Origin of the sequence: Pseudomonas sp. NMI542_15, from assembly GCF_021283425.1 — a bacterium.
GTDB lineage: Bacteria > Pseudomonadota > Gammaproteobacteria > Pseudomonadales > Pseudomonadaceae > Aquipseudomonas > Aquipseudomonas fortuita.
The window spans coordinates 140,642-165,693 of the sequence record NZ_JAJSRO010000013.1 but is presented as its reverse complement, the minus strand read 5'-3'; the positions used below and the strand labels follow the sequence as shown (position 1 = coordinate 165,693).

At 62.7% G+C, this 25,052-nt stretch carries 25 protein-coding genes and 1 pseudogene; 19 read left to right on the top strand and 7 right to left on the bottom strand.

Annotated features, from left to right (window positions below; genetic code table 11):
- Positions 1 to 458 precede the first annotated feature (458 nt).
- Entirely contained in the window at positions 459 to 1,952 is a 1,494-nt protein-coding gene (locus LU684_RS19250) for a CoA-acylating methylmalonate-semialdehyde dehydrogenase (protein ID WP_016484772.1), read from the bottom strand.
- A gap of 73 nt (positions 1,953 to 2,025) precedes the next feature.
- Positions 2,026 to 3,372, bottom strand: coding sequence for an aspartate aminotransferase family protein (locus LU684_RS19245; protein WP_016484771.1), 1,347 nt, complete (start codon positions 3,370 to 3,372; stop codon positions 2,026 to 2,028).
- A 115-nt stretch (positions 3,373 to 3,487) separates the two neighbouring features.
- On the opposite strand from LU684_RS19245, the gene LU684_RS19240 reads away from it, so the two are divergent.
- From LU684_RS19240 to LU684_RS19220, 5 genes are all read left to right on the top strand, one after another.
- Positions 3,488 to 4,408, top strand: a complete 921-nt coding sequence (locus LU684_RS19240) for a LysR family transcriptional regulator (protein ID WP_024717596.1) — start codon at positions 3,488 to 3,490, stop codon at positions 4,406 to 4,408.
- Positions 4,409 to 4,498: 90 nt separating this feature from the next.
- Positions 4,499 to 5,161, top strand: a complete 663-nt coding sequence (locus tag LU684_RS19235) for a TetR/AcrR family transcriptional regulator (protein WP_016484769.1) — start codon at positions 4,499 to 4,501, stop codon at positions 5,159 to 5,161.
- A gap of 9 nt (positions 5,162 to 5,170) precedes the next feature.
- Positions 5,171 to 5,755, top strand: a complete 585-nt coding sequence (locus LU684_RS19230) for an IMPACT family protein (RefSeq protein ID WP_016484768.1) — start codon at positions 5,171 to 5,173, stop codon at positions 5,753 to 5,755.
- Between the two features lie 370 nt (positions 5,756 to 6,125).
- A complete protein-coding gene (locus LU684_RS19225; RefSeq protein WP_232894917.1) occupies positions 6,126 to 6,812 on the top strand; it encodes an SDR family oxidoreductase in 687 nt (228 codons plus the stop codon).
- Between the two features lie 86 nt (positions 6,813 to 6,898).
- Positions 6,899 to 7,846 (top strand): adenosine deaminase, encoded by a 948-nt coding sequence (locus LU684_RS19220; RefSeq protein WP_016484766.1) that lies wholly within the window; start codon positions 6,899 to 6,901, stop codon positions 7,844 to 7,846.
- Between the two features lie 19 nt (positions 7,847 to 7,865).
- Here the strand turns inward: LU684_RS19220 and LU684_RS19215 are convergent, their stop codons facing one another.
- Positions 7,866 to 8,579 carry an ArsR/SmtB family transcription factor gene (locus tag LU684_RS19215; protein ID WP_016484765.1) on the bottom strand — a complete coding sequence of 238 codons (714 nt, stop codon included), beginning with the start codon at positions 8,577 to 8,579 and terminating at the stop codon, positions 7,866 to 7,868.
- A gap of 489 nt (positions 8,580 to 9,068) precedes the next feature.
- On the opposite strand from LU684_RS19215, the gene LU684_RS19210 reads away from it, so the two are divergent.
- Positions 9,069 to 9,266, top strand: a complete 198-nt coding sequence (locus LU684_RS19210; protein WP_080640992.1) for a hypothetical protein — start codon at positions 9,069 to 9,071, stop codon at positions 9,264 to 9,266.
- On the opposite strand, the gene LU684_RS19205 is transcribed toward LU684_RS19210, so the two are convergent.
- Together LU684_RS19205 and LU684_RS19200 are read right to left on the bottom strand one after the other, a co-directional pair.
- A complete protein-coding gene (locus LU684_RS19205; RefSeq protein WP_232894916.1) occupies positions 9,217 to 10,398 on the bottom strand; it encodes a multidrug effflux MFS transporter in 1,182 nt (393 codons plus the stop codon). The two genes, LU684_RS19210 and LU684_RS19205, sit on opposite strands and share 50 nt — an antisense overlap.
- A 244-nt stretch (positions 10,399 to 10,642) precedes the next feature.
- Positions 10,643 to 10,840: a heavy-metal-associated domain-containing protein gene (locus tag LU684_RS19200; RefSeq protein WP_016484763.1), complete on the bottom strand. Its 198-nt coding sequence runs from the start codon at positions 10,838 to 10,840 to the stop codon at positions 10,643 to 10,645.
- A gap of 145 nt (positions 10,841 to 10,985) precedes the next feature.
- Between LU684_RS19200 and LU684_RS19195 the strand changes: the two genes are divergently transcribed.
- From LU684_RS19195 to LU684_RS30770, 5 genes and pseudogenes are all read left to right on the top strand, one after another.
- On the top strand, positions 10,986 to 11,372 hold the full coding sequence (locus LU684_RS19195) for a hypothetical protein (RefSeq protein ID WP_016484762.1): 387 nt from the start codon (positions 10,986 to 10,988) through the stop codon (positions 11,370 to 11,372).
- A gap of 52 nt (positions 11,373 to 11,424) precedes the next feature.
- Positions 11,425 to 13,824, top strand: coding sequence for a heavy metal translocating P-type ATPase (locus LU684_RS19190; RefSeq protein WP_232894915.1), 2,400 nt, complete (start codon positions 11,425 to 11,427; stop codon positions 13,822 to 13,824).
- Positions 13,821 to 14,231 carry a Cu(I)-responsive transcriptional regulator gene (cueR, locus tag LU684_RS19185; RefSeq protein WP_016484760.1) on the top strand — a complete coding sequence of 137 codons (411 nt, stop codon included), beginning with the start codon at positions 13,821 to 13,823 and terminating at the stop codon, positions 14,229 to 14,231. Before LU684_RS19190 ends, cueR begins: the two co-directional genes overlap by 4 nt.
- Before the next feature lie 166 nt (positions 14,232 to 14,397).
- Positions 14,398 to 15,483: pseudogene (locus LU684_RS30775) on the top strand (cache domain-containing sensor histidine kinase); the annotation flags it as partial.
- Between the two features lie 90 nt (positions 15,484 to 15,573).
- Positions 15,574 to 16,341, top strand: coding sequence for a methyl-accepting chemotaxis protein (locus LU684_RS30770; RefSeq protein WP_371855233.1), 768 nt, complete (start codon positions 15,574 to 15,576; stop codon positions 16,339 to 16,341).
- A 130-nt stretch (positions 16,342 to 16,471) separates the two neighbouring features.
- Here LU684_RS30770 and LU684_RS19175 read toward each other — a convergent pair whose 3' ends face one another.
- Together LU684_RS19175 and LU684_RS19170 are read right to left on the bottom strand one after the other, a co-directional pair.
- Complete coding sequence (locus LU684_RS19175; RefSeq protein ID WP_016484758.1) at positions 16,472 to 17,251, bottom strand: AraC family transcriptional regulator; 780 nt, start codon at positions 17,249 to 17,251, stop codon at positions 16,472 to 16,474.
- 118 nt (positions 17,252 to 17,369) lie between these two features.
- Positions 17,370 to 18,647 (bottom strand): acetyl-CoA C-acetyltransferase, encoded by a 1,278-nt coding sequence (locus tag LU684_RS19170; protein WP_232894914.1) that lies wholly within the window; start codon positions 18,645 to 18,647, stop codon positions 17,370 to 17,372.
- Between the two features lie 118 nt (positions 18,648 to 18,765).
- On the opposite strand from LU684_RS19170, the gene LU684_RS19165 reads away from it, so the two are divergent.
- The 8 genes from LU684_RS19165 to LU684_RS19130 all read left to right on the top strand — a co-directional run bounded on the left by LU684_RS19165 (position 18,766) and on the right by LU684_RS19130 (position 25,017).
- Positions 18,766 to 20,118 (top strand): 3-oxoacyl-ACP reductase, encoded by a 1,353-nt coding sequence (locus tag LU684_RS19165; RefSeq protein ID WP_060519221.1) that lies wholly within the window; start codon positions 18,766 to 18,768, stop codon positions 20,116 to 20,118.
- Positions 20,119 to 20,120: 2 nt separating this feature from the next.
- The gene (locus LU684_RS19160; protein WP_060519222.1) at positions 20,121 to 20,972 is read left to right on the top strand and encodes a MaoC family dehydratase; all 852 of its coding nucleotides are present in this window, start codon (positions 20,121 to 20,123) and stop codon (positions 20,970 to 20,972) included.
- 64 nt (positions 20,973 to 21,036) lie between these two features.
- On the top strand, positions 21,037 to 21,342 hold the full coding sequence (locus LU684_RS19155; RefSeq protein ID WP_016484754.1) for a MazG-like family protein: 306 nt from the start codon (positions 21,037 to 21,039) through the stop codon (positions 21,340 to 21,342).
- Positions 21,339 to 22,088 carry a methyltransferase gene (locus LU684_RS19150; protein ID WP_016484753.1) on the top strand — a complete coding sequence of 250 codons (750 nt, stop codon included), beginning with the start codon at positions 21,339 to 21,341 and terminating at the stop codon, positions 22,086 to 22,088. The genes LU684_RS19155 and LU684_RS19150 overlap by 4 nt, the downstream gene beginning before the upstream one ends.
- Positions 22,089 to 22,108: 20 nt before the next feature.
- Positions 22,109 to 22,744, top strand: a complete 636-nt coding sequence (locus LU684_RS19145; protein ID WP_016484752.1) for a DUF4136 domain-containing protein — start codon at positions 22,109 to 22,111, stop codon at positions 22,742 to 22,744.
- Positions 22,745 to 22,763: 19 nt separating this feature from the next.
- Positions 22,764 to 23,333: a DUF4136 domain-containing protein gene (locus LU684_RS19140; protein WP_016484751.1), complete on the top strand. Its 570-nt coding sequence runs from the start codon at positions 22,764 to 22,766 to the stop codon at positions 23,331 to 23,333.
- A 317-nt stretch (positions 23,334 to 23,650) separates the two neighbouring features.
- A complete protein-coding gene (locus LU684_RS19135; protein ID WP_016484750.1) occupies positions 23,651 to 24,121 on the top strand; it encodes an A24 family peptidase in 471 nt (156 codons plus the stop codon).
- 119 nt (positions 24,122 to 24,240) lie between these two features.
- Entirely contained in the window at positions 24,241 to 25,017 is a 777-nt protein-coding gene (locus LU684_RS19130; RefSeq protein ID WP_024717599.1) for a response regulator transcription factor, read from the top strand.
- The last annotated feature ends 35 nt before the right edge of the window (positions 25,018 to 25,052 follow it).

Here is a 25,052-nt window from a genome sequence, read left to right as displayed (position 1 = left end):
CTATCAGTCCGTACTCACAAGCACCCACACGAATTGGTTGATTCGATTTGTTAAAGAGCGTTTGGTTAAGAGCTTTTCGTCTCAACCGAGGCGCGCATTATACGCTTTCCTCAGAGCCTGTCAAGCGTTTATTTTGAAGTTTTTTGCGAGAAACTCGTTTAGCTTCAAACACTTAACTCGCTGCGATCTCTCGTAGCGGGAGGTGAATCATACAGCGTTTAGAAGCGCTGTCAACCACCATTTCAACCGCTTGCGATCTTTCGATCGTAGCCCTTTCAACGCCACCTTAACTACCTAACTCATTGAATCTCAAGGAGTTTGTCGTTCCGATGTCGCTGGAAGTGGGGCGCATTATAAGGGGATTCAGAAGGGCGTCAACCTTTAATTTCAAGAAACCCTGATATTGCTGAAAAACAAAGCGGGGAGGCCTTTCGGCCTCCCCGCGTTATTGACCGACCTTAAAGGCTAGGGAATGCAAACTGCGACGCTTCATGGCTGGAACGCTGCGGCCAGCGCTGGGTAATCGCTTTGCGACGGGTATAGAAGCGCACCCCATCCGGCCCATAAGCATGCAGATCACCGAACAGCGAACGCTTCCAGCCGCCAAAGCTGTGATAGGCCACCGGGACCGGCAGCGGCACGTTTACACCGACCATGCCCACTTCGATCTCGTCGCAGAACAGGCGCGCCGCTTCACCGTCACGGGTAAAGATGCAGGTACCGTTGCCATACTCGTGATCATTGATCAGCTGCATGGCCTGCTCCAGGCTGTTCACACGCACTACACACAGCACCGGGCCAAAGATCTCTTCTTTATAGATGCGCATCTGCGGGGTCACCTTGTCGAACAGGGTGCCACCCACGAAGTAGCCATCTTCATTGCCGGCCACACGCAAACCACGGCCATCTACCACCAGCTTGGCACCAGCAGCAACACCGTCATCGATATAACCCACTACCTTGTCACGGGCAGCAGCAGTCACCAGAGGGCCCATGTCCAAGCCACACGAGGTGCCGGCACCAATCTTCAGTGCCTTGATCTGCGGCTCCAGTTTGGCAATCAGGGCATCGGCCACCTGATCGCCCACGCAGACCGCCACCGAAATAGCCATGCAACGCTCGCCGCACGAACCGTAGGCGGCACCCATCAGTGCGCTGACGGCGTTGTCCAGGTCGGCATCCGGCATCAGTACTGCGTGGTTCTTCGCGCCACCCAAGGCTTGTACGCGCTTGCCGCGCTTGGTGCCTTCGGCATAGATGTATTCGGCGATCGGCGTTGAACCGACGAAGCTCAGTGCTTTTACTTCAGGCGCTTCGATCAGCGCATCCACCGCTTCCTTGTCGCCGTGCACCACGTTCAGGATGCCCTTCGGCAGGCCGGCTTCCAGCAGCAGCTGGGCGATGTACAGGGTCGAGCTCGGGTCACGCTCGGAAGGCTTGAGGATGAAAGCGTTGCCGCAGGCGATAGCCAGGGGGTACATCCACAGCGGCACCATGGCCGGGAAGTTGAACGGGGTGATGCCAGCGACCACGCCCAACGGCTGGAAGTCGGACCAGGCATCGATGTTCGGGCCGACGTTGCGGCTGTACTCGCCCTTCAACACTTCTGGTGCTGCGCAGGCGAACTCAACGTTCTCGATACCGCGCTTCAGTTCGCCGGCTGCGTCTTCCAGGGTCTTGCCATGCTCTTCGCTGATCATCTGCGAAATCTTGGCTTCGTTCTGCTCCAGCAATTGCTTGAAGCGGAACATCACCTGGGCGCGCTTGGCCGGCGGGGTGTTGCGCCAGGCCGGGAAGGCCGCTTTGGCGGAGTCGATCGCTTCTTGCACGGTCGCGCGGCTGGCCAATTCGACCTTGCGCACAGCCTGGCCGGTGGACGGGTTGAAGACATCGGCGGTGCGCTCACCCTTGGAAACCAGCTCGCCATGGATCAGGTGCTGAACAATGCTCATGCAAAACTCCAGATAAAGAAGGTAAATGCAGGCGCGGGACACGTGCACGCGCCTGGCATCAAAATCGGAAAGATCAGTCGATCAGGTTCAGGTTTTCGCCAACGGCGTCGAACAGGCGATCCAGTTGCTGCGGCGTGGTGTTGAATGTTGGGCCGAACTGCAAGGTGTCGCCACCGAAGCGTACATAGAAGCCTGCCTTCCACAACTTCATCGCCACTTCGTAAGGGCGGACAATGGCATCACCGTCACGGGCGGCGATCTGAATGGCGCCGGCCAAGCCGTAGTTACGGATATCAACGACGTTTTTGGTGCCTTTCACGCCGTGCAGCAGCTTCTCGAAGTGCGGCGCCAGCTCGGCGGCGGACTGCACCAGGTTTTCCTTCTGCAACAGGTCCAGCGCGGCGATACCGGCGGCGCAGGCTACCGGGTGAGCCGAATAGGTGTAGCCGTGCGGGAATTCCACGGCGTATTCAGGGGTCGGCTGGTTCATGAAAGTCTGATAGATCTCGCTGCTGGCAATCACCGCGCCCATCGGGATGGCGCCGTTGGTTACCTGCTTGGCGATGCACATCAGGTCCGGGGTCACGCCGAACGCTTCGGCGCCGGTCATCGCCCCCATGCGGCCGAAGCCGGTGATCACTTCGTCGAAGATCAGCAGGATGTTGTGCTGGGTGCAGATTTCACGCAGGCGCTTCAGGTAACCCTTCGGCGGCGGCAGTACACCGGCCGAGCCGGCCAGCGGCTCAACGATCACCGCAGCGATGTTGGAGGCATCGTGCAGCTCGATCAGCTTGAGCATTTCGTCCGCCAGGGCAATACCGCCCTCTTCTGGCAGCCCCTTGGAGAAGGCGTTCACCGGCAGTACGGTGTGAGGCAGGTGGTCGACATCAAGCAACTGGCCGAACATCTTGCGGTTACCGTTGACGCCACCCAGGCTGGTACCAGCGATGTTCACGCCGTGATAGCCACGGGCACGGCCAATGATCTTGGTCTTGGTCGCCTGGCCTTTGAGGCGCCAGTAGGCACGGACCATCTTCAGCGCGGTATCGGCGCACTCGGAACCGGAGTTGGTATAAAAGACGTGATTCAGTTCACCAGGGGTCAGCTGGGTGATCTTCTCGGCCAGCTGGAACGACAGCGGGTGGCCAAACTGAAACGCCGGAGAGTAATCCAGAGTACTCAGCTGGCGGGTCACCGCGTCGGTGATTTCCTTGCGGGTGTGCCCGGCGCCGCAGGTCCACAGACCCGACAGGGCATCAAAGATCTTGCGCCCTTGGTCATCGACCAAATAGTTGCCTTCGGCCGCCACGATCAACCGTGGGTCACGGTGGAAGTTGCGGTTGGCGGTGTAGGGCATCCAGTGGGCATCCAGCTTGAGCTGGCTGGCGATACCGACGGTAGCGGTTTCGGGCATGTTCATCGGCGGTTCCTCGAAAGACGATTAGGCAACGATGGATGTTGTTGCAGCTAAATTGGCACGGCGATAAAGTCTGAAAAAGCCAACATTTCTAATCTTCAGACAGGCCGTGACTAAACTGATGAGCCGACGCCCCGATCCACTCGCCCAAGTCAGCGATTTCGACATCCGCTTGCTGAAGATCTACCGCAGCGTGGTCGAATGCGGCGGCTTCTCGGCCGCCGAAAACGTGCTGGGCATTGGCCGCTCGGCCATCAGCCAGCAAATGAACGACCTTGAGCAACGCCTGGGGTTGCGCCTGTGCCAGCGCGGCCGCGCCGGTTTCTCGCTGACCGAGGAAGGCCGCGAGGTCTACCATTCGGCACTGCAACTGCTAAGCGCCCTGGAAAGCTTTCGCACCGAGGTAAACGGCCTGCACCAGCACTTGCGTGGCGAATTGAACATTGGCCTTACCGATAACCTGGTCACCCTGCCGCACATGCGCATCACCCATGCCCTGGCCGAACTCAAGGACCGTGGGCCCGAGGTGCGTATCCAGATCCGCATGATCGCCCCCAGCCAGGTCGAACATGGCGTGCTCGACGGCAGCCTGCATGTCGGTGTGGTACCCCAAACCAGCCCGCTGTCGGGCCTTGAGTACCAACCGTTGTACAGCGAACGCTCGCTGTTGTATTGCGCCGTTGGGCACCCGCTGTTCTATGCCGATGACCAGCAGGTCGACGACGACCGCCTCAACAGCCAGGAAGCCATTACCCCCACCTTCCGCCTGCCAGCCGACATCCAGGCCCATTACCAGGCGTTGAACTGCACGGCCAGTGCTTCGGACCGCGAAGGCATGGCGTTTCTGATCCTCACCGGGCGCTACATCGGCTACCTGCCCGACCACTACGCCACGTTCTGGGTGCAGCAAGGCCGCTTGCGTGCCCTCAAACCCCAACAGCGCTTCTATGACCTGAGCCTGAGCTGGGTAACCCGCAAGGGCCGGCGGCCGAACCTGGTTCTGGAAAGCTTCCTGGAGAGCCTGGCTGCGACACGTTGATGCCAGTCTCTGCCGCAAACGCTTGTCACTTCGGCGCAGGCAGGTAATCTTGTCCGACAGCCGCAGCCACTGACCCGTACGGAATCGTCCATGACCCTAGAAGTCCCTGCGCACCGCCTCTCCGCCTCGGGCAAGCCCGCGGGCCGAATCCGCCAGAAAAACGAACAGGCCATTATCCAGGCAGCCGAAGACGAGTTCGCTCGCCATGGGTTCAAGGGCACCAGCATGAACACCATCGCCCTCAAGGCGGAACTGCCCAAGGCCAACCTGCACTACTACTTCACCAACAAGCTGGGCCTGTACATTGCCGTGCTCAGCAACATCATCGAATTGTGGGACAGCACCTTCAACGCCTTGAGCGTCGATGACGACCCGGGGGAAGCCCTGAGCCAGTACATCCGCACCAAGATGGAGTTCTCCCGGCGCAACCCACAGGCTTCGCGGATTTTCGCCATGGAAGTGATCAGCGGCGGCACCTGCCTGACCGAATACTTCAGTGCCGACTACCGCGAGTGGTTCCGTGGCCGGGCTGCCGTGTTCCAGGCGTGGATCGATGCGGGCAAGATGGACCCGGTCGATCCGGTGCACCTGATCTTCCTGCTATGGGGCAGTACCCAGCACTACGCCGACTTCGCCACCCAGATCTGCCAGGTCACCGGCCGCAGCCGCCTGACCAAGCAGGACATGGAAGAGGCGAGCAACAACCTTATCCACATCATTCTGAAGGGCTGCGGCATCAAGCCGGCTGTGTAACCGTCATTTATGCCTTCTACCCTGCTCGACCTCTGCGAATACCGCGAGGAAATACGCAAAAGCCGCTTCATCACCCTTGCCGGGCCGATCAGCAGTGCTGCCGATGCGATGAGTTTCATCGAACGCCACAGCGACCTGGCTGCCACTCACAACTGCTGGGCCTGGAAGCTCGGCGCGCAGTACCGCAGCAGCGATGACGGCGAACCCGGCGGGACCGCAGGCAGGCCGATCCTGGCCGCTATCGAAGCGCAGGACTGCGACCAGGTCGTGGTGCTGGTGATCCGCTGGTACGGCGGCATCCAGCTGGGCACTGGTGGCCTGGCCAGGGCCTATGGCGGCGGCGCCAACAAGTGCCTGCAACAGGCGCCCAAGCGGCTGCTGGTGCAGCGCAGCGAATTCACCTGCAGCTGCAGTTTCAGCGAACTTGCGCTGGTAAAACTTCGGCTGGCGGAGGTCGACGGCCTGGTACTGGATGAACAGTTCACTGCCAATGGCGTCGACCTGCTGATTGCACTCGGTGACGCCCACCTGGCGCCGCTGCAGCAGCAACTGGCGGACCTGAGCCGCGGGCGCATCCTGCTCGAAGCACGCTGAACATTGCCCACAACAACTGTGGGCCCGCCTGTGGATAAGCTTGGGGCAATCGCTTGCAGGCTACAGTTTTCATAGCCTGCAGAGCTTTGATCATATTTTGATCACCGTTTGATGACAGCCGCAAAGTGCTGAAAGCCCAAGAGTTATCCCCAGTACGCAACCCGACGGGCGGGCCTGCACCGCCCTGAGCTTGCACACAATAACTGTGGACCAGCTTGTGGATAACCCGTGCGCCAACAGGCGCAACGCCCGGCCAGGCAAGGCCCGGGTGCAGCTGATCACTTTTTATACAGCCATTGGCAAGGCAGTGACTGCCGCTGTGCATTATCCTCAATACCTTTCCTTACCACCGACCATGGAGCGCGTTCACATGGCTAACGCAAAAACCGCACTTATCATTGGCGCCTCGCGCGGGCTTGGCCTTGGCCTGGTGCAGCGCCTGAACGAAGACGGCTGGAACATCACCGCCACCGTGCGCAACCCGCAGCAACCCGGCGCCCTGGCAGACGTGCCTGGCGTGCGCATCGAACAGCTGGAAATGAACGAAACCGCCCAGCTCGATGGCTTGCAACAACGCCTGCATGGCCAAGTGTTCGATCTGGTGTTCGTTAACGCGGGCGTCATGGGGCCCCTGCCGCAAAACCTGGAAACGGTACAGCGCAGCGACATCGGCGACTTGTTCATGACCAATGCCGTGGCCCCGATCCGCGTGGCCCGTCGCCTGGTGGGCCAGGTACGCGAAGGCAGCGGCGTGCTGGCCTTCATGAGTTCGATCCTGGGCAGCGTGACCATCCCCGACGGTGGTGAAATCTGCCTGTACAAGGCCAGCAAGGCAGCGCTGAACTCAATGATCAACAGCTTCGTGGTCGAGCAACAGCGCCCCGACCTGTGCGTACTGGCCATGCACCCAGGCTGGGTGAAAACCGACATGGGTGGCGAAAACGCCGAAATTGACGTGTTCACCAGCACCCGCGGCATGCTCGACCAGATCAATGCACAAAGCGGCACCGGCGGCCTGCGCTTCATCAACTACAAGGGCGAACCCTTGGTCTGGTGATTCACCGGGTCGCAGCCTGGCCGGGCGCAATGCCCGGCCAGGCCCTGTAGAATGGCGGCAACCGTACCTGATTGAGATGATCCACTATGTATGACTGGTTGAACGCCCTGCCCAAGGCCGAACTGCACCTGCACCTGGAGGGCTCGCTGGAGCCTGAGTTGCTGTTCGCCCTGGCCGAGCGCAACAAGATTGCCCTGCCCTGGGCCGATGTGGAGACCTTGCGCGGTGCCTATGCCTTCAACAACCTGCAGGAGTTCCTCGACCTGTATTACCAGGGCGCAGATGTGCTGCGTACCGAGCAGGACTTTTACGACCTGACCTGGGCCTACCTGCAACGTTGCAAAGCCCAGAACGTGATCCACACCGAACCGTTCTTCGACCCGCAAACACACACCGACCGCGGCATCCCCTTCGAGGTGGTGCTCAATGGCATCAACCAGGCGCTGAAGGATGGCCGCAAGCAGCTGGGCATCAGCAGTGGCCTGATCCTCAGTTTCCTGCGCCACCTCAGTGAAGAGGAAGCGCAAAAAACCCTCGACCAGGCCCTGCCGTTCCGCGAAGCGTTCATTGCCGTTGGCCTGGACAGCTCGGAAATGGGCCACCCGCCGAGCAAATTCCAGCGCGTTTTCGACCGTGCCCGCAACGAAGGCTTTGTTGCCGTCGCCCATGCCGGCGAAGAAGGCCCGCCCGAGTACATCTGGGAAGCGCTGGACCTGCTGCAAATCAAGCGTATCGACCACGGCGTACGCGCCATCGAAGACGAGCGCCTGATGCAACGCATCATCGATGAGCAGATCCCGCTCACAGTGTGCCCGCTGTCCAACACCAAGCTTTGCGTGTTCGACCATATGAGCCAGCACAACATCCTGGACATGCTGGAGCGCGGCGTGAAGGTCACGGTGAACTCGGACGACCCGGCCTACTTCGGCGGCTACGTGACGGAAAACTTCCACGCCCTGCACACCCATCTGGGCATGACTGAAGACCAGGCCCGTCGCCTGGCGCAGAACAGCCTGGATGCCCGGCTGGTCTGATTGCACGACGGCGTTGCGCTTACCCAACCTGCAACGTTGCCACGCGGGCTATGCGATTGATCTGCTGGATGCCCAGCGCCGAGATATGCAATGCCCGCGTGTCCTCGGCCTCACGCATCCAGCCCGATTGCAGGAATAGCCTGAACAGTGCCTGGCCCAGCACACCGCCCAAGTGCGGGGCCTGGTCGTCCCACTCGGTGCAACGGCAAATCACGCAACCACGTTGCTGGTGGGGCGCCAAGGCATCGATGTAGACCCCGACCGAGGCCAACTGTAAACGCCCCTCGTCACTGACCATCAACTGTCGACCGCTACCTTCCAGCCAGCCGGCCACCACCAGTCGATGGTACAGCTCGCTGGCCAGTTCCCCGCCAAGGTGATCGCCACAACGGCGCGCCCGGCGCATCGACATGGGCAGCGGTGAGACCGGCGCCTTGGCACGCGCCCCTCTGGCGCTCTCCAACTGAACGCTGGCCAGGGCCTCCACGGCTGCCCCCACCTGCGGTGTCGCCAGGCGAAAATAACGCTTGCGGCCCCGCGCTTCATGCCTGAGCAAACCGGCCGACGACAGTAACGAAAGGTGCGCGCACGCCGATGACGAGGTCAGGCCGGTCATTATGGCGAGCTCATTGGCCAGCCGCGGCGTACCATCGATCAGTGCCCACAACATGGCACTACGCTTGGGGTCGGCCATCAGGCTGGCAATCTGGCTGATACTGCTGGCTGCGTTCATATCCCTGTAACTCCCTGCAAGTTCACTGTGTGGATGCGATGGCCAACTCTGGCAGGGCAGCGCCTCTCGCTGTCACTGGCCCGGGTCGCCAGTATAGGCCGCAGAAAACGCCGTTCAGGCGACCAGGTACCGACGCACCTACGGCGTAAAGCCACTGGGTATGCCTACCCATGGCAACCAGTGAAACGGCCTTGCAAAACTGCCCGAAGCCCGGTCAGTCAACGCTCTCACATACGCTCGCAATGGGGCTGAAATATCTTGATAAAAATAGACGCCCTGCAATTTCAGATACGGCCTACAGCGATGTTCCACAAATAGCGCGAAACGAAGCGAAGGTTCTGCAGATTTGCGGGCATTACGCCCAAAGCAGGAAACGTGGTGTGGAAAATGCGCCTGTCGACCGTCAGTCAGGACACGGATACAGCTCGTGGCAGGCTAGAGGGGCAGCGCTACACTTGAGCGGCTCCCCCCTTCTGGAGGTATGCCGCGATGAAAATTGTCGTCAGCGCATCGAGCCGAAACCCTGCCTGCCCCTGGCAGGTCCAGCTCGATCAACACGTGGTCAGTTTCCGCAGCGAGGCTGAGGCGCGGGCCTTTGTCGCCACGCTGGAAACCCGCCTGCAGGCACCTCACCCGCTTATGCGGGACGCCTGGCCTGCAAGCGCCGGGTCAGCAGCGCGACACTGACCGCCAGTGCACCGCACACGCTGATCACCATCGCCATCGGTACCGCACTGCCATCATGCAGCACACCGACAAGTGCCGCCGCCCCTGCGGCGACGCTGAACTGCAAGCAGCCCATCAGTGCCGAGGCGCTGCCAGCCCGCGCACCCTGCCCGCTCATCGCGCATGCAGAGGCGTTAGGGATGATGCAGCCCAGGCTGGCGATGCAGATGAATAGCGGTACCAGCAGCGGCCACAACTGTGTCGGCTGCAAGGCAGCCACACCCAACAGCGCCAGGCCTGCCGCCAGGTACACCCACACCCCGCGCGCCAACAGAAACGCCGGCCCACGCTTGGCCAACAAACGTGCATTCACCTGCGCCACCAGGATAAAGCCGGCAGCGTTGGTGCCGAACAGCCAGCCGTAGTGCTCGGCCGGCACGTCATACAGCCTGATGAACACGAAAGGCGAACCAGCGATGTAGGCAAACATGCCGGCAATGGCGATGCCGCCGGTCAACGCATGGCCAAGGAACAACCGGTCAGCCAGCAACCGCAGGTATTGGCGCAAAGCGCCAGACAGCGGCTGACGCGGCATGTGCGCAGGCAGGCTTTCCGGCAGGCCCAGGCTGACCGCCAGCAGGCAGCCGGCACTGAACAGGCTCAAGGCCAGGAAAATCGACTGCCAGCCCGCGAGGTTCACCAGCACCCCGCCCAGCATCGGTGCCAGGATCGGCGCCAGCCCCATGACCAGCATCAGTTGCGAAAACACCTTGGCCGAGGCCACCGGGTCGCACTTATCGCTGACGATGGCCCGCGACAGCACCATGCCGGCACAACCACCCAAAGCCTGGACGAAGCGTGCCAGCACCAGGGTGTCGAGGTTGGGGGCATAGGCACAGGCCAGCGACGCCAGGGTGAACAGGGTTACCCCGAACATCAGCGGTATGCGCCGGCCAAAGCGGTCGGCTACCGGGCCATAGGCCAACTGGCCGATAGACAGGCCGAGGAAGTAGGCGGCCAAAGTGGCCTGGATGTGTTTTTCATCGGTGGCGAACGCCTGCGCCATGGCCGGGAAGGCGGGCAGGTAAAAGTCGATCGCCAAGGGCCCGAACGCACTGAGTGCACCCAGGATGAGCACCATTCGCAGGTTCATCAGGAATCCATAGCAGGCTAAGCAAGTGCACAATTCTACCTGCTGTGGGGCCTACCAGGCTGAAAACATTTGCAACAAACCTGCGCGTTGCGAGGACAACTGCCTCGCTCGGAACCTGAAAACTGCCGTAGTCCCTGTGGGACCGGGCGTGCCTGCGAATCAGGCAACGCGGTGGATGGCACCGGTTACGCCGGTGTTCGCGGGCACGCCCGCTCCCACAGGTGAGTCTCCCACTGGCAAGTCTTCAGGCGAGTTCGGCCTGATAACCTTCATCACGAATGGCGGTAAGGATCTGCTCCTGCCCCAGTTCACTCTGCACTCGTACCTGCTTGGCTGCCAGGTCGATCTCGACCTTGGCCGCTGCATCCTGCTCCTGCACCGCGCGGGTCACGGCTTTCACGCAATGGCCACAGGTCATGCCTTGTACATTGAACACTTGCATGGGGGTTGCCTCCTTCAGGTTTTCAACGAGTCTCAAGCTTGCCATCGGGGCAAGGTCAAGCCCTGCCAGCAACACCTGGGCTGGAAATCCGCGCCCGCGTCGGCCAAGCTTCGCGTTTGACGATCAGGCAAGCAGGAGATTCTTCATGTTCAGGGCAGCATTGGGCGTGGTCGGGCTATTGAGCACTCTGGCTGTGGTGCCACCGGCCAGCGCCGAGGGCAACTCGGACTACAGCGTACTGATCATCTCCCGGGAACGCCTGGAAGTGGCCACCAACTGCGAAATCGGCGTCTACCTCAACGATCAGCTTTCCGGGCGCGTGTTCCAGGAGCAGTCCACCTCCTTCAACCTGCCGCCCGGCCCGGTGGATGTGCGCCTGCGCCTGCTACCAGGGCAGGTGCCAGGCTGTGCACAGGGTATCGAAGATCAACGCAGCACACGTTTGAACTTGCAGTCGGGCCAGATCAACAAATACCGCATCGCCATGGGGCAATATGGGTTGGAGTTGAAGCGAGCCGGCCTGGGCTATTGACCTTACCTGCATGGCAAGGTTGATGCTGGAGGCCTGTCCAAGGAGGAGAGCCATGCCCGCATCCACCACGTATGACCTGCCGATCGCCGGCATGACCTGCGCCAGCTGTGCCGGCCGGGTCGAGCGCGCCCTGCGCAAGGTCACCGGCGCTGAACAGGTCAGCGTCAACCTCGCCACCGAACAGGCCCGGGTCCAGGCCCCGGCCAACAGCCTGCCCGCCCTGGTCGACGCCGTGCGCGAAGCCGGCTACAGCGTGCCCAGCCGTACTGTCGAATTGCAAATTGGCGGCATGACCTGCGCCAGCTGCGTCGGCCGCGTGGAGCGCGCCCTGGGCAAGCTGCCCGGGGTCGAGCAGGTCAGCGTCAACCTCGCCAGCGAACGCGCGCACCTCAAGGTGCTCGAGGCCCTCGACGACAGCCTGCTGATCGACGCGGTGCAAAAGGCCGGCTATAGCGCCAGCCTGCCGCAAACGGTCAAAGACGAACAAAACGCTGCCCAGCGCAAATTGCGCAATGAGCGCCTGGCGGTCGGCGCAGCCTTGCTGTTGGCCCTGCCACTGGTACTGCCAATGCTGGTGCAGCCGTTCGGCCTGCACTGGATGTTGCCCGCGTGGGCGCAGTTCCTGCTGGCCACACCCGTGCAGTTCATACTCGGCGCACGCTTCTACGTAGCGGCCTGGAAGGCCGTGCGCGCCGGTGCCGGCAACATGGACCTGCTAGTGGCCCTGGGCACCAGCGCAGGCTACGGCTTGAGCCTGTACCAGTGGGCGCAGGCGCCTGCCGGCATGGTCCCACACCTGTACTTTGAGGCCTCGGCCGTGGTGATTGCCCTTGTGCTGCTGGGCAAGTACCTGGAGAGCCGTGCCAAACGCCAGACCGCGAGTGCCATCCGCGCTCTTGAAGCGCTGCGACCGGAACGCGCCGTGCGTATCGTCGACGGCCAGGAGCAAGATGTGGCCATCGCCCAGCTGCGCCTGGGCGACCTGGTACTGGTCAAGCCCGGCGAGCGGTTCCCGGTCGATGGTGTGGTCGAGGACGGCAGCAGCCATGCCGATGAAGCCCTGATCAGCGGCGAGAGCCTGCCGGTGCCCAAGCAACCCGGCGACAGTGTCACCGGTGGTGCCATCAATGGCGAAGGCCGGTTGCGGGTGCGCACCCAGGCGCTGGGCACCGAAACCGTGCTGGCCCGTATCATCCGCCTGGTCGAAGACGCCCAGGCCGCCAAGGCGCCGATCCAAAAGCTGGTCGACCGGGTCAGCCAAGTGTTCGTCCCGGCTGTGCTGGTGCTGGCACTGATCACCCTGATCGGCTGGTGGCTGGCCGGCGCACCGCTGGAAACCGCGCTGATCAACGCCGTAGCGGTGCTGGTCATCGCCTGCCCCTGCGCCCTTGGCCTGGCCACGCCTGCAGCAATCATGGCCGGCACCGGGGTTGCCGCCCGCCATGGCATCCTGATCAAGGACGCCGAAGCCCTGGAGCGTGCCCATGCGGTCAACTGCGTGGTCTTCGACAAGACCGGCACGCTTACCTCCGGCAGCCCACGGGTGGTCCACAGCCAGGCGCAAGTAGGCAGCAGTGCCGACCTGCACCGCCTGGCCGGTGCCCTGCAGCGCGGCAGCGAGCACCCACTGGCCAAGGCGGTGCTGGATGCCTGCGCCGATCAGGGGTTGGAGGTGCCAATTGTTACCGGCAGCCAGTCGCTGACCGGTCGCGGCATCGCCGGGCGTGTAGAGGACCGCGAGCTCGCCCTGGGCAACCGCCGCCTGCTCGACGAAAGCGCTCTGCAGCCCGGTGACCTGGCCGCCAAGGCCCAGGCCTGGGAAGCAGAAGGGCGCACTCTGTCGTGGTTGATTGAACGCGGCACTCAACCTCGTGTGCTGGGCCTGTTCGCCTTTGGTGACAGCCTCAAGCCCGGCGCCGCGCAGGCTATCGACACCCTGCGCGCACAGCACATCAGCAGCCACCTGCTGACCGGCGACAACCGCGGCAGCGCCAACGTGGTGGCTGACGCCCTGGGCATCGATGATGTCCATGCCGAAGTGCTGCCCGCAGACAAGGCCGCCACCGTGGCTGCGCTCAAGCAAAATGGCGTGGTCGCCATGGTCGGCGATGGCATCAACGACGCCCCGGCCCTGGCCGCCGCCGATATCGGCATTGCCATGGGTGGCGGTACCGACGTGGCCATGCAGGCCGCCGGCATCACCCTGATGCGAGGTGACCCGCGCCTGGTGCCTGCAGCCCTGGAAATCAGCCGCAAGACCTACGCCAAGATCCGCCAGAACCTGTTCTGGGCGTTCATCTATAACCTGGTCGGCATCCCGCTGGCGGCGCTGGGTTACCTCAACCCGGTACTGGCCGGCGCCGCCATGGCCTTGTCCAGCGTCAGCGTGGTCAGCAACGCGCTGTGGCTCAAGGCATGGAAACCCACCAGCACCACCGAGGAGGCGCCATGAACATCGGCCAGGCCGCCCGCCGCAGCGGGCTTAGCACCAAGATGATCCGTTATTACGAATCCATCGGCCTGCTCAAGCCTGCCACGCGCAGCGACAGCGGCTACCGCCTGTACCAGGCAGAAGACTTGCACAGCCTGGCCTTCATCAAGCGGTCACGCGACTTGGGCTTTTCCCTGGAAGAGGTCGGCAAGCTGCTGACCCTGTGGCAGGACCGCCAACGTGCCAGCGCCGATGTGAAAGCGCTGGCCATGCAGCACATTAATGAGCTGAACCGGCGCATCGAAGAGCTGGTGAGCCTGCGCGATACCCTCGGCGAGCTGGTTTCGCATTGCCAGGGGGACGACCGCCCGGACTGCCCTATCCTCAAAGACTTGGCCAATGGAGCTGCTGAAAGCTGCTGTCGCTGATCGTTCACCCGCGTTTGGTATGCCAAAAGTGTCCAAACACGACCGAATAGTCACCAACTGCGACTTTATCCAATAAATACGGGGGTTTTGCTTCATAAAACCGGGATGCTGCCGATGTATTGGCTACCTGCCTCGTGGGTCGACAATAAAAATTCCGGGAGCGTCGATGAGCATCAAACAGAAATTGACCTGGGCATTCGCGGTCATCGCCGGCTTGCCCATTGTCCTCGTGGCCACGCTGGTGGTCCTCAACCTGCGTGGCGAAGCCCGCGACGGATTCCTCGACGGTAGCAGCCGGGAAATCCGCCAGGTCAGCAACGCGATGAACATCTTCTTCCAAGGCATCAACCAGAACGTCGAGTACATGGCTTCCCAGCCAATGGTCGCCGCCACCGGCAGCGAGCTGAACAAGTACATGAGCGCCGCCCCGTCCTACGAACTGGGCGAGCAAGCCAGCAAGCTCCTTGATTTCATGACCCGTCTGGCCAACGCACACCCCTCCTATGCCTACCTCTCTTACGGGGTGAACGATGGCGGCTACACCGGCTGGCCTGCCGGGCAAAAGTTCGTCAATTACGACCCACGCACCCGCCCCTGGTACCAATTGGCCATGGCCAACCCGGGCAAGACCGTGCGTACCGGTGCCTACTACTGGGCCGCCGACGACGCGGTGCTGGTCAGCACCGTGCGGGCCGTGGCGAACCAGCTGGGCAACCCCGGCGGCGTGGTCAACATCGACGTATCGCTCAAGGGCCTGACCGAGATCGTCAAACAGATCAAGCTGGGTGAAAGCGGCTACCTGATGCTGGTTGAAAGCAACGGCAACGTCATGGTCGACCCTCGCGACGCCGCTCACAATTTCAAGCAGCTGGCCAGCTTCGGCGACGGTTATGCCGCACTGGCCAAGGCCGGCAAAGGCCTGGTGGAGGTCGAGCTCAATGGCGTGCGCTACATGGCTAACGTCTACCCCGACGAACAACTGGGCTGGACCTTCATCGGCCTGATCGAACAAAGCGAAGTGATGCAGAACACCACCCGGCTGACCTGGCTGATCGGCGTCATCGCCTTGGTGCTGGCCGTGCTGTTCGCCGTGGTCGGTGCGGCTTTCGCCAAACTGATCGTGCGCCCGATCAACAGCGTCACCAATGGCCTGGAAGACATTGCCCAAGGTGAAGGCGACCTGACCCGCAACCTGGAAATCCGTGGCCGCGACGAAACCGCGCAACTGGCCAGCTGGTTCAACCAGTTCCTCGGCGCCATTCGCAGCCTGATCCAGCACATCGGCGCTGCTGCCGGCAAGATCCTCAGCACCTCCAGCAGCTCCACCCGTGTTTCCAGCGACATGGCCGAAGCCGCAGGCCGCCAGCGCGAAGCCGTGGACATGGTGTCAACCGCCTTTCACGAAATGGTCGCCACCGCCAACGAAGTGGCGCGCTCCTGCAGCCAGGCGGCGCAGTCGGCCGACAGCGGTCAGCAGCAAGCCCGCGAAGGCCAGCAGCAGATCGATGCCGCGGTGCAAAGCGTCGACCGCCTGAGCCAGGAAATCGAACAATCTGCGCAGTCGATCCAGCAACTGGAGCGTGACAGCAACGCCATCCAGTCGATCCTCGGTACCATCCGCTCGATTGCCGAACAGACCAACCTGCTGGCCCTCAATGCTGCCATCGAAGCCGCCCGTGCCGGTGAACAGGGCCGTGGCTTTGCCGTGGTGGCCGACGAAGTGCGGGCCCTGGCCAAGCGCACTGCCGACTCCACTGCCGAAATCGACGGCCTGTTGGGCAACCTGGCCAGCCGCACGGCCGAAGTGGCCGAGCAGATGCATGCCAGCCTGGAAGTGTCGCAGCAGTCGGTGAGCCGTATCGGCCTGGCCCGCGACAGCTTCGGGCAAATCCGTGAGTCGGTGGATGTGATTCGTGACATGAACACGCAGATCGCCACGGCGGCCGAGGAACAACACCAGGTGGCCGAAGACATCAACCGGCACATCAGCCAGATCCACGGGGATGCGCAACTTGTGGCCGAACTGGCCCAGGCGGCGCGACAGGACTCCGAGAGCCTGGCTGGGCTGTCCAATGAACTGGACTCGCTGGTGCGCAGGTTCCGCACCTGATTGATGCATTGCCTGTACCGGCCCTGTCGCCGGCAAGCCAGCGCCCACTGGACCCCGCTGCCCTCAGGGGCTTTGCAATCCCAGTGGCAGCTGGCTTGCCGGCGAGAGGGCCGGTACAGGCAGACCATGCCTAGAGTTTCAACTCGCCAGGGGTAGCCCCAAACAGCTGCTTGAACGCCGCAATGTAAGCCGAGGTGGAGTCATACCCACACCCCAACGCCGCCTCGGTCACATTCTCCCCCGCCTCCAGCAACGCCAGCGACGACAACAGCCGCATGCGCTGCCGCCAGTTGCGAAAGCTCAACCCCGTCTCCCGCTGGAAAAGCCGCATCAGCGTCTTCTCCGAACACGCCAGCTCCCGCGCCCATTGCTGCAAGGTCTGCGATTGGTCCGGTGCGGCGATCAAGCCATTGCACAGCGCCAGCAAGCCCGGGTGGCGTGGCAACGGCAGCGAAAACCCGACTTCCGGCAAGGTACGCAGCTGGTCCAGCAGCACTGCCACCAGACGCGCCTCGGCGCTATCGCCCTCCGGGTAGTCAGCCGGGAACAGGCAGAACTGCTTGATCAGCTCGCGCGCCAGTGGCGTCACCTCCAGCACCCGGCATTGCTCCGGTGCCCATGGGCAGGCATCGCGGCGCACATACAGGCTGCGCATCTCCGCCTGCATCGAGGTGACCACCTCGTGCTCGGCATCGGCAGGGATCCACACCCCCCACTGGGGCGGCGCAAAGTAGCTGCCGTCGCGCGTGTACACACCGAGTACGCCGCTGATGGCGTAGGAAAACTGTACCCAGTCGTGCTGGTGGCGGGTGGTCCAGGAGCCGGCGCCGAGGCTTTCGGCACGGGCGTAAAGAGGCCTGGGCAAGTGGTCCAGCGCCGGGAGAGCGCGGGGGCGTCCGATGATCGGCATGGCGGTTTCTTATCGTTCTGAGCAGACAAGCCTAACAGCTCGGGGATATGACTGTGGCACCTGCGCTGCCTTCTTCGCGGGCTTGCCCGCGAAGCGGTCAATGCAATTTCTCTGGTACTCACCGCTCTACGATAACAGTCACCCCCTGCCCACCTGCCGCACAAATCGAAATCAGCCCGCGCCCCTTCCCCGCCGTCGCCAGCACCTTGGCCAGGTTGGCCAATATCCGCCCACCGGTCGCGGCGAACGGGTGCCCAGCCGCCAGCGAGCTGCCCTTGACGTTGAGCTTGCTGCGGTCAATCGCCCCAAGCGGCGCATCCAGCCCCAACCGCTCGCGGCAGTAGTCGGCATCCTCCCAGGCCTTGAGCGTGCACAGCACCTGGGCGGCAAAGGCTTCATGGATCTCGTAGTAATCGAAGTCCTGCAGGGTCAGGCCATTACGCGCCAGCAAGCGTGGCACGGCATACACCGGCGCCATCAACAGCCCTTCTCGACCCGTGACGAAATCCACTGCCGCAGTTTCACCATCGACCAGGTAAGCCAACACCTCAAGCCCTTGCTGCGCAGCCCATTGCTCCGTGCCCAGCAACACCACCGAGGCGCCGTCGGTCAGCGGCGTGGAATTACCCGCCGTCAGCGTGCCTTGGCCACTGCGATCGAAGGCGGGCTTGAGCCTGGCCAACTGTTCAAGGGTCAAGTCGGGACGCAAGTTGTTGTCCCGTGTCAGCGACAGAAACGGCGTCAGCAAGTCATCCTGCCAACCCTCGGCATATGCGGCGGCCAGCTTCTGGTGGCTGAGCAATGCAAGCTCGTCCTGCTCTGCACGGCCAATGCGCCAGGCCTGCGCCATGCGCTCGCAATGCTCGCCCATGGATAACCCTGTGCGCGGTTCGCCATTGCGTGGTAACTCGGGTTTCAAATGGTGAGGCCGCAGCTTGAGGAAAGGCTTGAGTCGCCCGCCCAGGCTTTTGCCACGATTGGCCTGCAGCAGGATGTGGCGCAGGCCTTCGTTGACGGCAATCGGTGCATCAGAGGTGCTGTCTACGCCGCCGGCAATACCGCAGTCGATCTGCCCCAGGGCAATCTTGTTGGCCACTAGCAGCGCAGCCTCAAGCCCGGTGCCGCAGGCTTGCTGGATGTCATAGGCCGGGGTCTGCGGCGACAGGCGCGAACCCAGCACACATTCCCGGGTCAGGTTCATGTCACGGGAATGCTTGAGCACCGCGCCAGCCACCACCTCGCCCAGCCGCAGCCCATGCAGGCGATAACGCTCGATCAGCCCTTCGAGGGCGACGGTGAGCATTGCCTGGTTGCTGGCGGTGGCATAGATGCCATTGGAGCGGGCAAAGGGAATTCGATTGCCGCCCAGGATCGCGACCCGGCGAGGTGAACGCATGTACATGTTCCTCCTGTAACAATTTGATCCGTACAGCCTAGGTGTTTTTACCGCATTCGAACGACCTTGCCACAAAGTTGGTCCACACTTTCATGCTTGCCTTTGCGGAGACCCAGTCATGAGCGATCGCTACCTCGGTTTTGCCAACTCCAACCTCGGCCGCCGCCTCGTGGATGCCCTTGGCCTGCCACGCCCGGCGCCGCTGGAGCGCTGGCAGGCCGGCCGCCTGCGCCCGGTTGAAGGGGCCCTGGTACTGGGTGGCGGGCCGTTGGCAGGCCAGGTCGAAGCCATTGCCCCGCGCCTGACCGACGCGCTTTACAGCTTTAACGCCGAGCACCTGCAGGCCGAACCCTGGGTAGCCGGCCTGGGGCCGAAAATCAAAGCCGTGGTGTTCGATGCCAGTCATCTGTCCGACAGCGATGCGCTGAAGCAGTTGCGCGAGTTTTTCCAGCCACTGCTACGCAGCCTGGCCCCATCCGCCCATATCGTGGTGCTGGGGCGCGCTCCGGAAAGCCTCGCCAACCCGTTGGCCAGCGTGGCCCAACGGGCCCTCGAAGGCTTCAGCCGCTCGCTGGCCAAGGAACTGCTCAACGGTGCGACCGCCCAGCTGCTGTATGTCGGGCCCGGTGCCGAAGACCAGCTGGAAGGCGCCTTGCGCTTCTTCCTCTCGCCCAAGAGTGCCTTTGTTTCAGGCCAGGTACTGCGCCTGGAAGCCTGCACACGCCAGGTAGGCGACTGGACCCGCCCGCTGGGTGGCCGTCGCGCCCTGGTCACGGGTGCAGCGCGCGGCATCGGCGCGGCCATTGCCGAAACCCTGGCGCGGGACGGCGCCGATGTGCTGCTGCTCGATGTGCCGCAGGCCAGCCAGGACCTCGACGCCCTCGCAGCACGCCTCGGTGGCAAGGCGTTGCCACTGGACATCTGCGCCAGCGATGCGGCAACGCAACTGCTCGCGGCCCTGCCGGACGGCATCGACATCGTGGTGCACAACGCCGGCATCACCCGCGACAAGACCTTGGCCAACATGACCCCGGAATACTGGGACGCGGTCATGGCCGTCAACCTCAAGGCACCGCAAATACTGACCAAGGCGCTGTACGACAACGGCGCACTGGGGGAAAACGCGCGCATCACCCTGCTGGCCTCGGTCAGTGGCATCGCTGGCAACCGTGGGCAGGCCAACTATGCCGCAAGCAAGGCCGGGCTGATCGGCCTGGCCCAAGCCTGGGCGCCACTGCTAGCCGCGCACGGCGGCAGCATCAACGCGGTCGCCCCCGGTTTCATCGAAACCCACATGACTGCGGCCATGCCCATGGGCCTGCGCGAGGCCGGGCGGCGCTTGAGCTCGCTGGGCCAGGGCGGGCGGGCGCAGGACGTCGCCGAGGCCATTGCCTGGCTTAGCCAGCCAGGCTCCGGGGCGGTCAACGGCCAAGTGCTGCGCGTATGCGGCCAAGCCTTGATGGGAGCGTGAACATGAGCACAAGCTGGCACGACCTGCAAAGCCCGGCTACCCGCGCCAGCCTGTACCTGCGTGCAGCCAGCAAGCGCGGCATCAGCGGTGACCGCTTGCCGGACGATGGCCTGCGCTGTTTCATTCCGGTTCAGCCGGGCAACCTGGCAGCTTATCGACGGCTTTGCCACTTTACCGACGATGGCCGCTTGCCGGGCACGTATCCCCATATCATGGCATTCACGCTCCAGCTGCAGTTGATGACCGCCCCAGGCTTCCCTTTCCCGCTGCTCGGCCTGGTGCATCTGCACAACCGCATAGAGGTGCTGCGCCCGCTTGGTGGTATCGAAGGGCTGCGCTTTGCCGTGTATGCACACAACCTGCAGGCACATGCCAAGGGCGGCACCTTCGACCTGGTTACCGAGGCAAACGACGGCATTGGCCTGCTCTGGCGCGAGACCAGCCGCATGCTGGTGCGCGGCTTGAAGCTGGAGGGCGAAGCAGGCGAGCCTGCCGACGTTGAACCTGAGCCATTGCCCGAGGCCACCCGCTGGTACGCCGACAGTGACATAGGCCGGCGTTATGCCAAGGTGTGCGGGGACTACAACCCTATCCACCTCAGTGCCGCCAGTGCGCGACTGTTCGGCTTTCCTACGGCCATTGCCCATGGCATGTGGAGCAAGGCCATGGCCCTGGCGTCACTGCGCGGGCACCTGCCGCACAGCGGCTATGCCTTTGAAGTGGATTTTCGCAAACCGGTGAGGCTGCCTTCGGAGGTGGTGCTCAGTGCCAGTGAGGCAGGGCCTGTGGGGGCGTTGCGGCTGGATGGGCATGCCGGGGTGCTGCATATGGTCGGGCGCTGGGCTCCCCTGTAGAAGCGGTCTGCGCTTGCTTTGCATCGGGCCTGGGCCGAAGCTATGCAGCATTAGGAGACCCCCGATGAACCTGCAAGAACTCACCCAACGCCTGCACAAGATCCGCGACGAGAATGACTGGCGCGGCTTCCACAGCCCAAAGAACCTGGCCATGGCGGCCAGCGTCGAAATGGCCGAGCTGGTGGAAATCTTCCAGTGGCTGAGCGAAGACCAATCGCGCCAGCTGCCTGCCGACAAACTCGCCCACGCCGGCCAGGAAGTCGGTGATGTTGTGCTCTACCTGTTGCTGCTGTGCAGCGAGCTGGGCCTGGACATGGACCAGGTGGTGCGGGCCAAGCTGGCCGACAGCGAGAGGCGCTTCGCCCGATGAATGACCGTCACTTCGATGAGCTGGCCACCCGCTTTGCCGAGAAGATCTACGGCGGCGCCAAGGGCGCGATTCGTCTGGCCGTGCTGCAGGCCGACCTGGCCGAGGCGCTGCCCGATCGCCCGCTGCGCATCCTCGATATCGGCGCAGGGCTGGGCCACATGGCTTTGTGGCTTGCCCAGCGTGGCCACCACCTGACCCTGGCCGAACCCGCCGCCCCTATGCTCGACAGCGCCCGGGCGCGCTTTGCCGAGGCCGGCCAAAGCGCCACGTTCATCCAGGCCCCTTGGCAAGACCTGCTCGGCCAACTGACCGAGCCCTACGACCTGGTGCTGTGCCATGCTGTGCTCGAATGGCTGGCAGAGCCCGAAAGCATCCTGCCCGTGCTGCACCAGCTCACGGCCCCTTCGGGGTGGCTGTCACTGGCCTTCTACAACCGCGACGCGCTGGTTTATCGCAACCTGCTCAAGGGCCATTTCCGCAAATTGCGCAGCAACCGGCTGGAAGGTGAAAAGCAGAGCCTGACCCCGCAAAAACCCCTTGATCCACGCGAGCTCAAGGCGCAACTTGATTCTATGTGGCAGGTTGAAAGTGAGAGCGGCGTGCGGGTGTTCCACGATTACATGCCCAAAGACTTCCAGGGCAAGGCCGAGCTGCTCGACCTGCTGGAAATGGAACTGGCTTACCGCCGCCACCCCGGCTTCGCCGGGCTTGGCCGTTACCTGCACTGGGTCTGCCGCCCCCGTTGACCCGCCCGCCGGGAGGATACATGCCGTACCGTCTGCTGTGCCTGGCCCTGCTGCCGCTTGCCTTGGCTGCCTGCCAGGGCAGCAACCCCTATGTGGCCAGCAGCCGCCCGTTGCCCCCCGCCCCCGCCCAGGCGGCGACCACCTTCGACGCCAGCGCCTACCCGGCGCCCGCCCGGGATTACGGGCACTACCGCAGCTGGAGCTGGCGCGACGGCCAGCTGCCCAGCGGCTCGGCCAATGCCGACCCGGCGCAACTGGCCGATGCCGTCAGTGGCGCACTCGACCAGCATGGCCTGCGCCCTGCCCGAGGGGCCTCCGGCGATTTGCTGGTCAGCGCCAACATGCGCCTGGAAAAACGCTTGCGCCAGGTGCGTGACTACGACACCTACGACCCCTACTACGGCCCCTACCCCTATGGTGGTGTCGGCTATGGCGGCTATCGCCATGGCTACGGCGGCTATGCCAGCGTGCCCATCGTGCGCACCTATGAGGTTGAGGTGATGGTGGTGCGCATCGACCTGTACGACGCCCGCAGCGGCCAGCCGGTGTGGAGCGCCAGTGCCGAAAGCAGCAGCGACAAGGACTCGCCCCGTGAACGCGAAAGCGCCTTGCGCGATTCTGTGCACAAGGCGCTCAGCGGCTATCCTCCCAGTTAATCGCTAACGGAGAACCATCATGTTGCGCCGTCTCGTTCTACTGTCATTCGCGTTATTGCTTGCCGCCTGCTCCAGCAATAATGTCCAGCAGGACTTCGATGCCAGCCGCGATTTTGCCGCCTACCGCAGCTGGGCATGGCAGGAGCCGGGCCTGCAGTACCGCCCGGACGACCCACGCATAAAAAGCGACCTCACCGAACAGCGCATCCGCCAGGCGGTGGCTGGCCAGCTCGACCAACGCGGCCTGCGCCCGGTACAAGGGGGAGCACGGCCTGACCTGACCGTACGCACATACCTGATCGTGGAGCAGCGCCAGCAACAGATCACCACCAACTACGGCGGTGGCTGGGGGGGCTACTGGGGCGGCTACTGGGGCGGCCCGATGTACAACGAAACCCGCAGTGTCGACTACAAGGTCGCCACCATTCAGGTCGACATGTTCGACGGGCGTGACGGCAAGCTGGTGTGGCGGGGCAGTGCCGAGCAAATCATGAACAACTACCCGCCAAGCCCGGAAGAACGCAACAGCGCCATTCAAAACACTGTGAGCAAGGTGCTGGCCAACTACCCGCCGGGTAGCAAGAAGTAACATTCAAACGCGGCTTTAGCATGCACCGCAACGCCTGTGGGAGCGGGCATGCCCGCGAAGCAGACACCGCGGTGCATGGCACGGGCTTCGCCCGTTTTCGCGGGCGCGCCCGCTCCCACTGAGACCGCGCCAGCTTTTGAATGTCGAACAAGGCAGTAGCACCCACCGGAACGGTGTCATGAGCGACAAAATCCATTTTGACCCCGCCTTTTTTGCCTTTCCAACACCACTCGTGCGCAGGTTCTTGTCTATCTTCACATAAGGAAACCTGACTGACCGGGTAGATGTGTTCAACATTTGGGAAAGGCGACCTGCCAATGCAAAGCATTGTTCTCCTGCTGTGGCTTGCCTTGTGCTCCGAACAGGATGTGCGTCAACGCCAGATATCCAACCTGCTGACCCTGGGCGTGGCTGCCGGCGCCCTGGTCTGGCTGTTCGCCACCGGCCACAGCTGGATCGGTGCCGAGCCCAGCGATGCCGGCTGGGCGCTGGCCATCGTCATGCTGCTGACCTTGCCCGGCTACATGCTCGGCCGGTTCGGTGCCGACGACGTCAAGCTGATGGGCGCCCTGGCGCTGGCCACCAGCCCGCAATACGTGCTCGGTACCTTCATCGGTGCCGGTGTCAGCGTGCTGGTCTGGCTGCTCACCCGTCGGCGCCTGTGGACGCTGCTCAACCCTAAGGTGAAAAAGCGATTACAGGCCCTGACCGAAGAAATGGGCGACAAACAGGCATTTGTACCCTATGTGTTAGCAGGTTTTCTTCTAACGGCTGTGTGGATCCAATAATCCCTCCCGTGGTCCCATGCCTTGTACATAACTTGTACATAAACGCAAAGTGCGACTATTTTTAAACTGCCAGCGTGTCTGGCACGGGAGCAGGGCCGTATAAGAACAGGGAGTTGATTGTGTCCAGACCAGTGAGTGAAGTGAAGGTATTGGTGGTTGATGACCAACCGGTCATTGTCGAACAGCTGAGTGAATTCCTCGAAACCAAGGGCTATGTCTGCGTAGCAGCCCACTCAACCGACGAAGCCATCGAGCACTATGTGTCAGACCCGGCTATAGGCCTGCTCATCTGTGACCTGCACATGCCGGATCGCGATGGCATCGAGCTGGTGCGCGCCTTGAAGGAGCTCAACGGCAGCCAGCGCATGTTCGAGGCCATCATGTTGACGGGTCGTGCCGATAAACAGGACGTGATCCGGGCGCTACGCGAAGGCTTTGCCGACTACTACCAGAAACCGATGGACCTTGATGAACTGCTGGAAGGCGTACGCCGGCAGGAAGAGGCCTTGCTGGAGCGCCAGCGCAACCTCCGTGACCTTGGGGGATTGAACCAGCGTTTGCAGGAGCTGGCCGAGTCGGTAGACGAGCTGTATCAGGACCTGGAAAAAGCCCGTGGTCAAGGGACGCACCGGCGTGCCACTGATGCTGAAGAAAGCGAAACTGAGCTGCCAGCAGCGTTCGAGAAACTGTCACCACGCCAGCTGGAGGTGGCGCGCCTGGTAAGCAAGGGCAAGACCAATTACCAGATCGCCTGCGAACTGGGCATTACCGAAAACACCGTCAAGCTGTATGTGTCGCAGGTCTTGCGCCTGACCCACATGCACAACCGTACCCAGCTGGCATTGGCGCTGACGCCCAGCTCGTCGCCGGTACATCTGAGGTTTACTACCCATTGAGGGGTTTGCTTGGAGATTGCCGGGGCTGCTTTGCA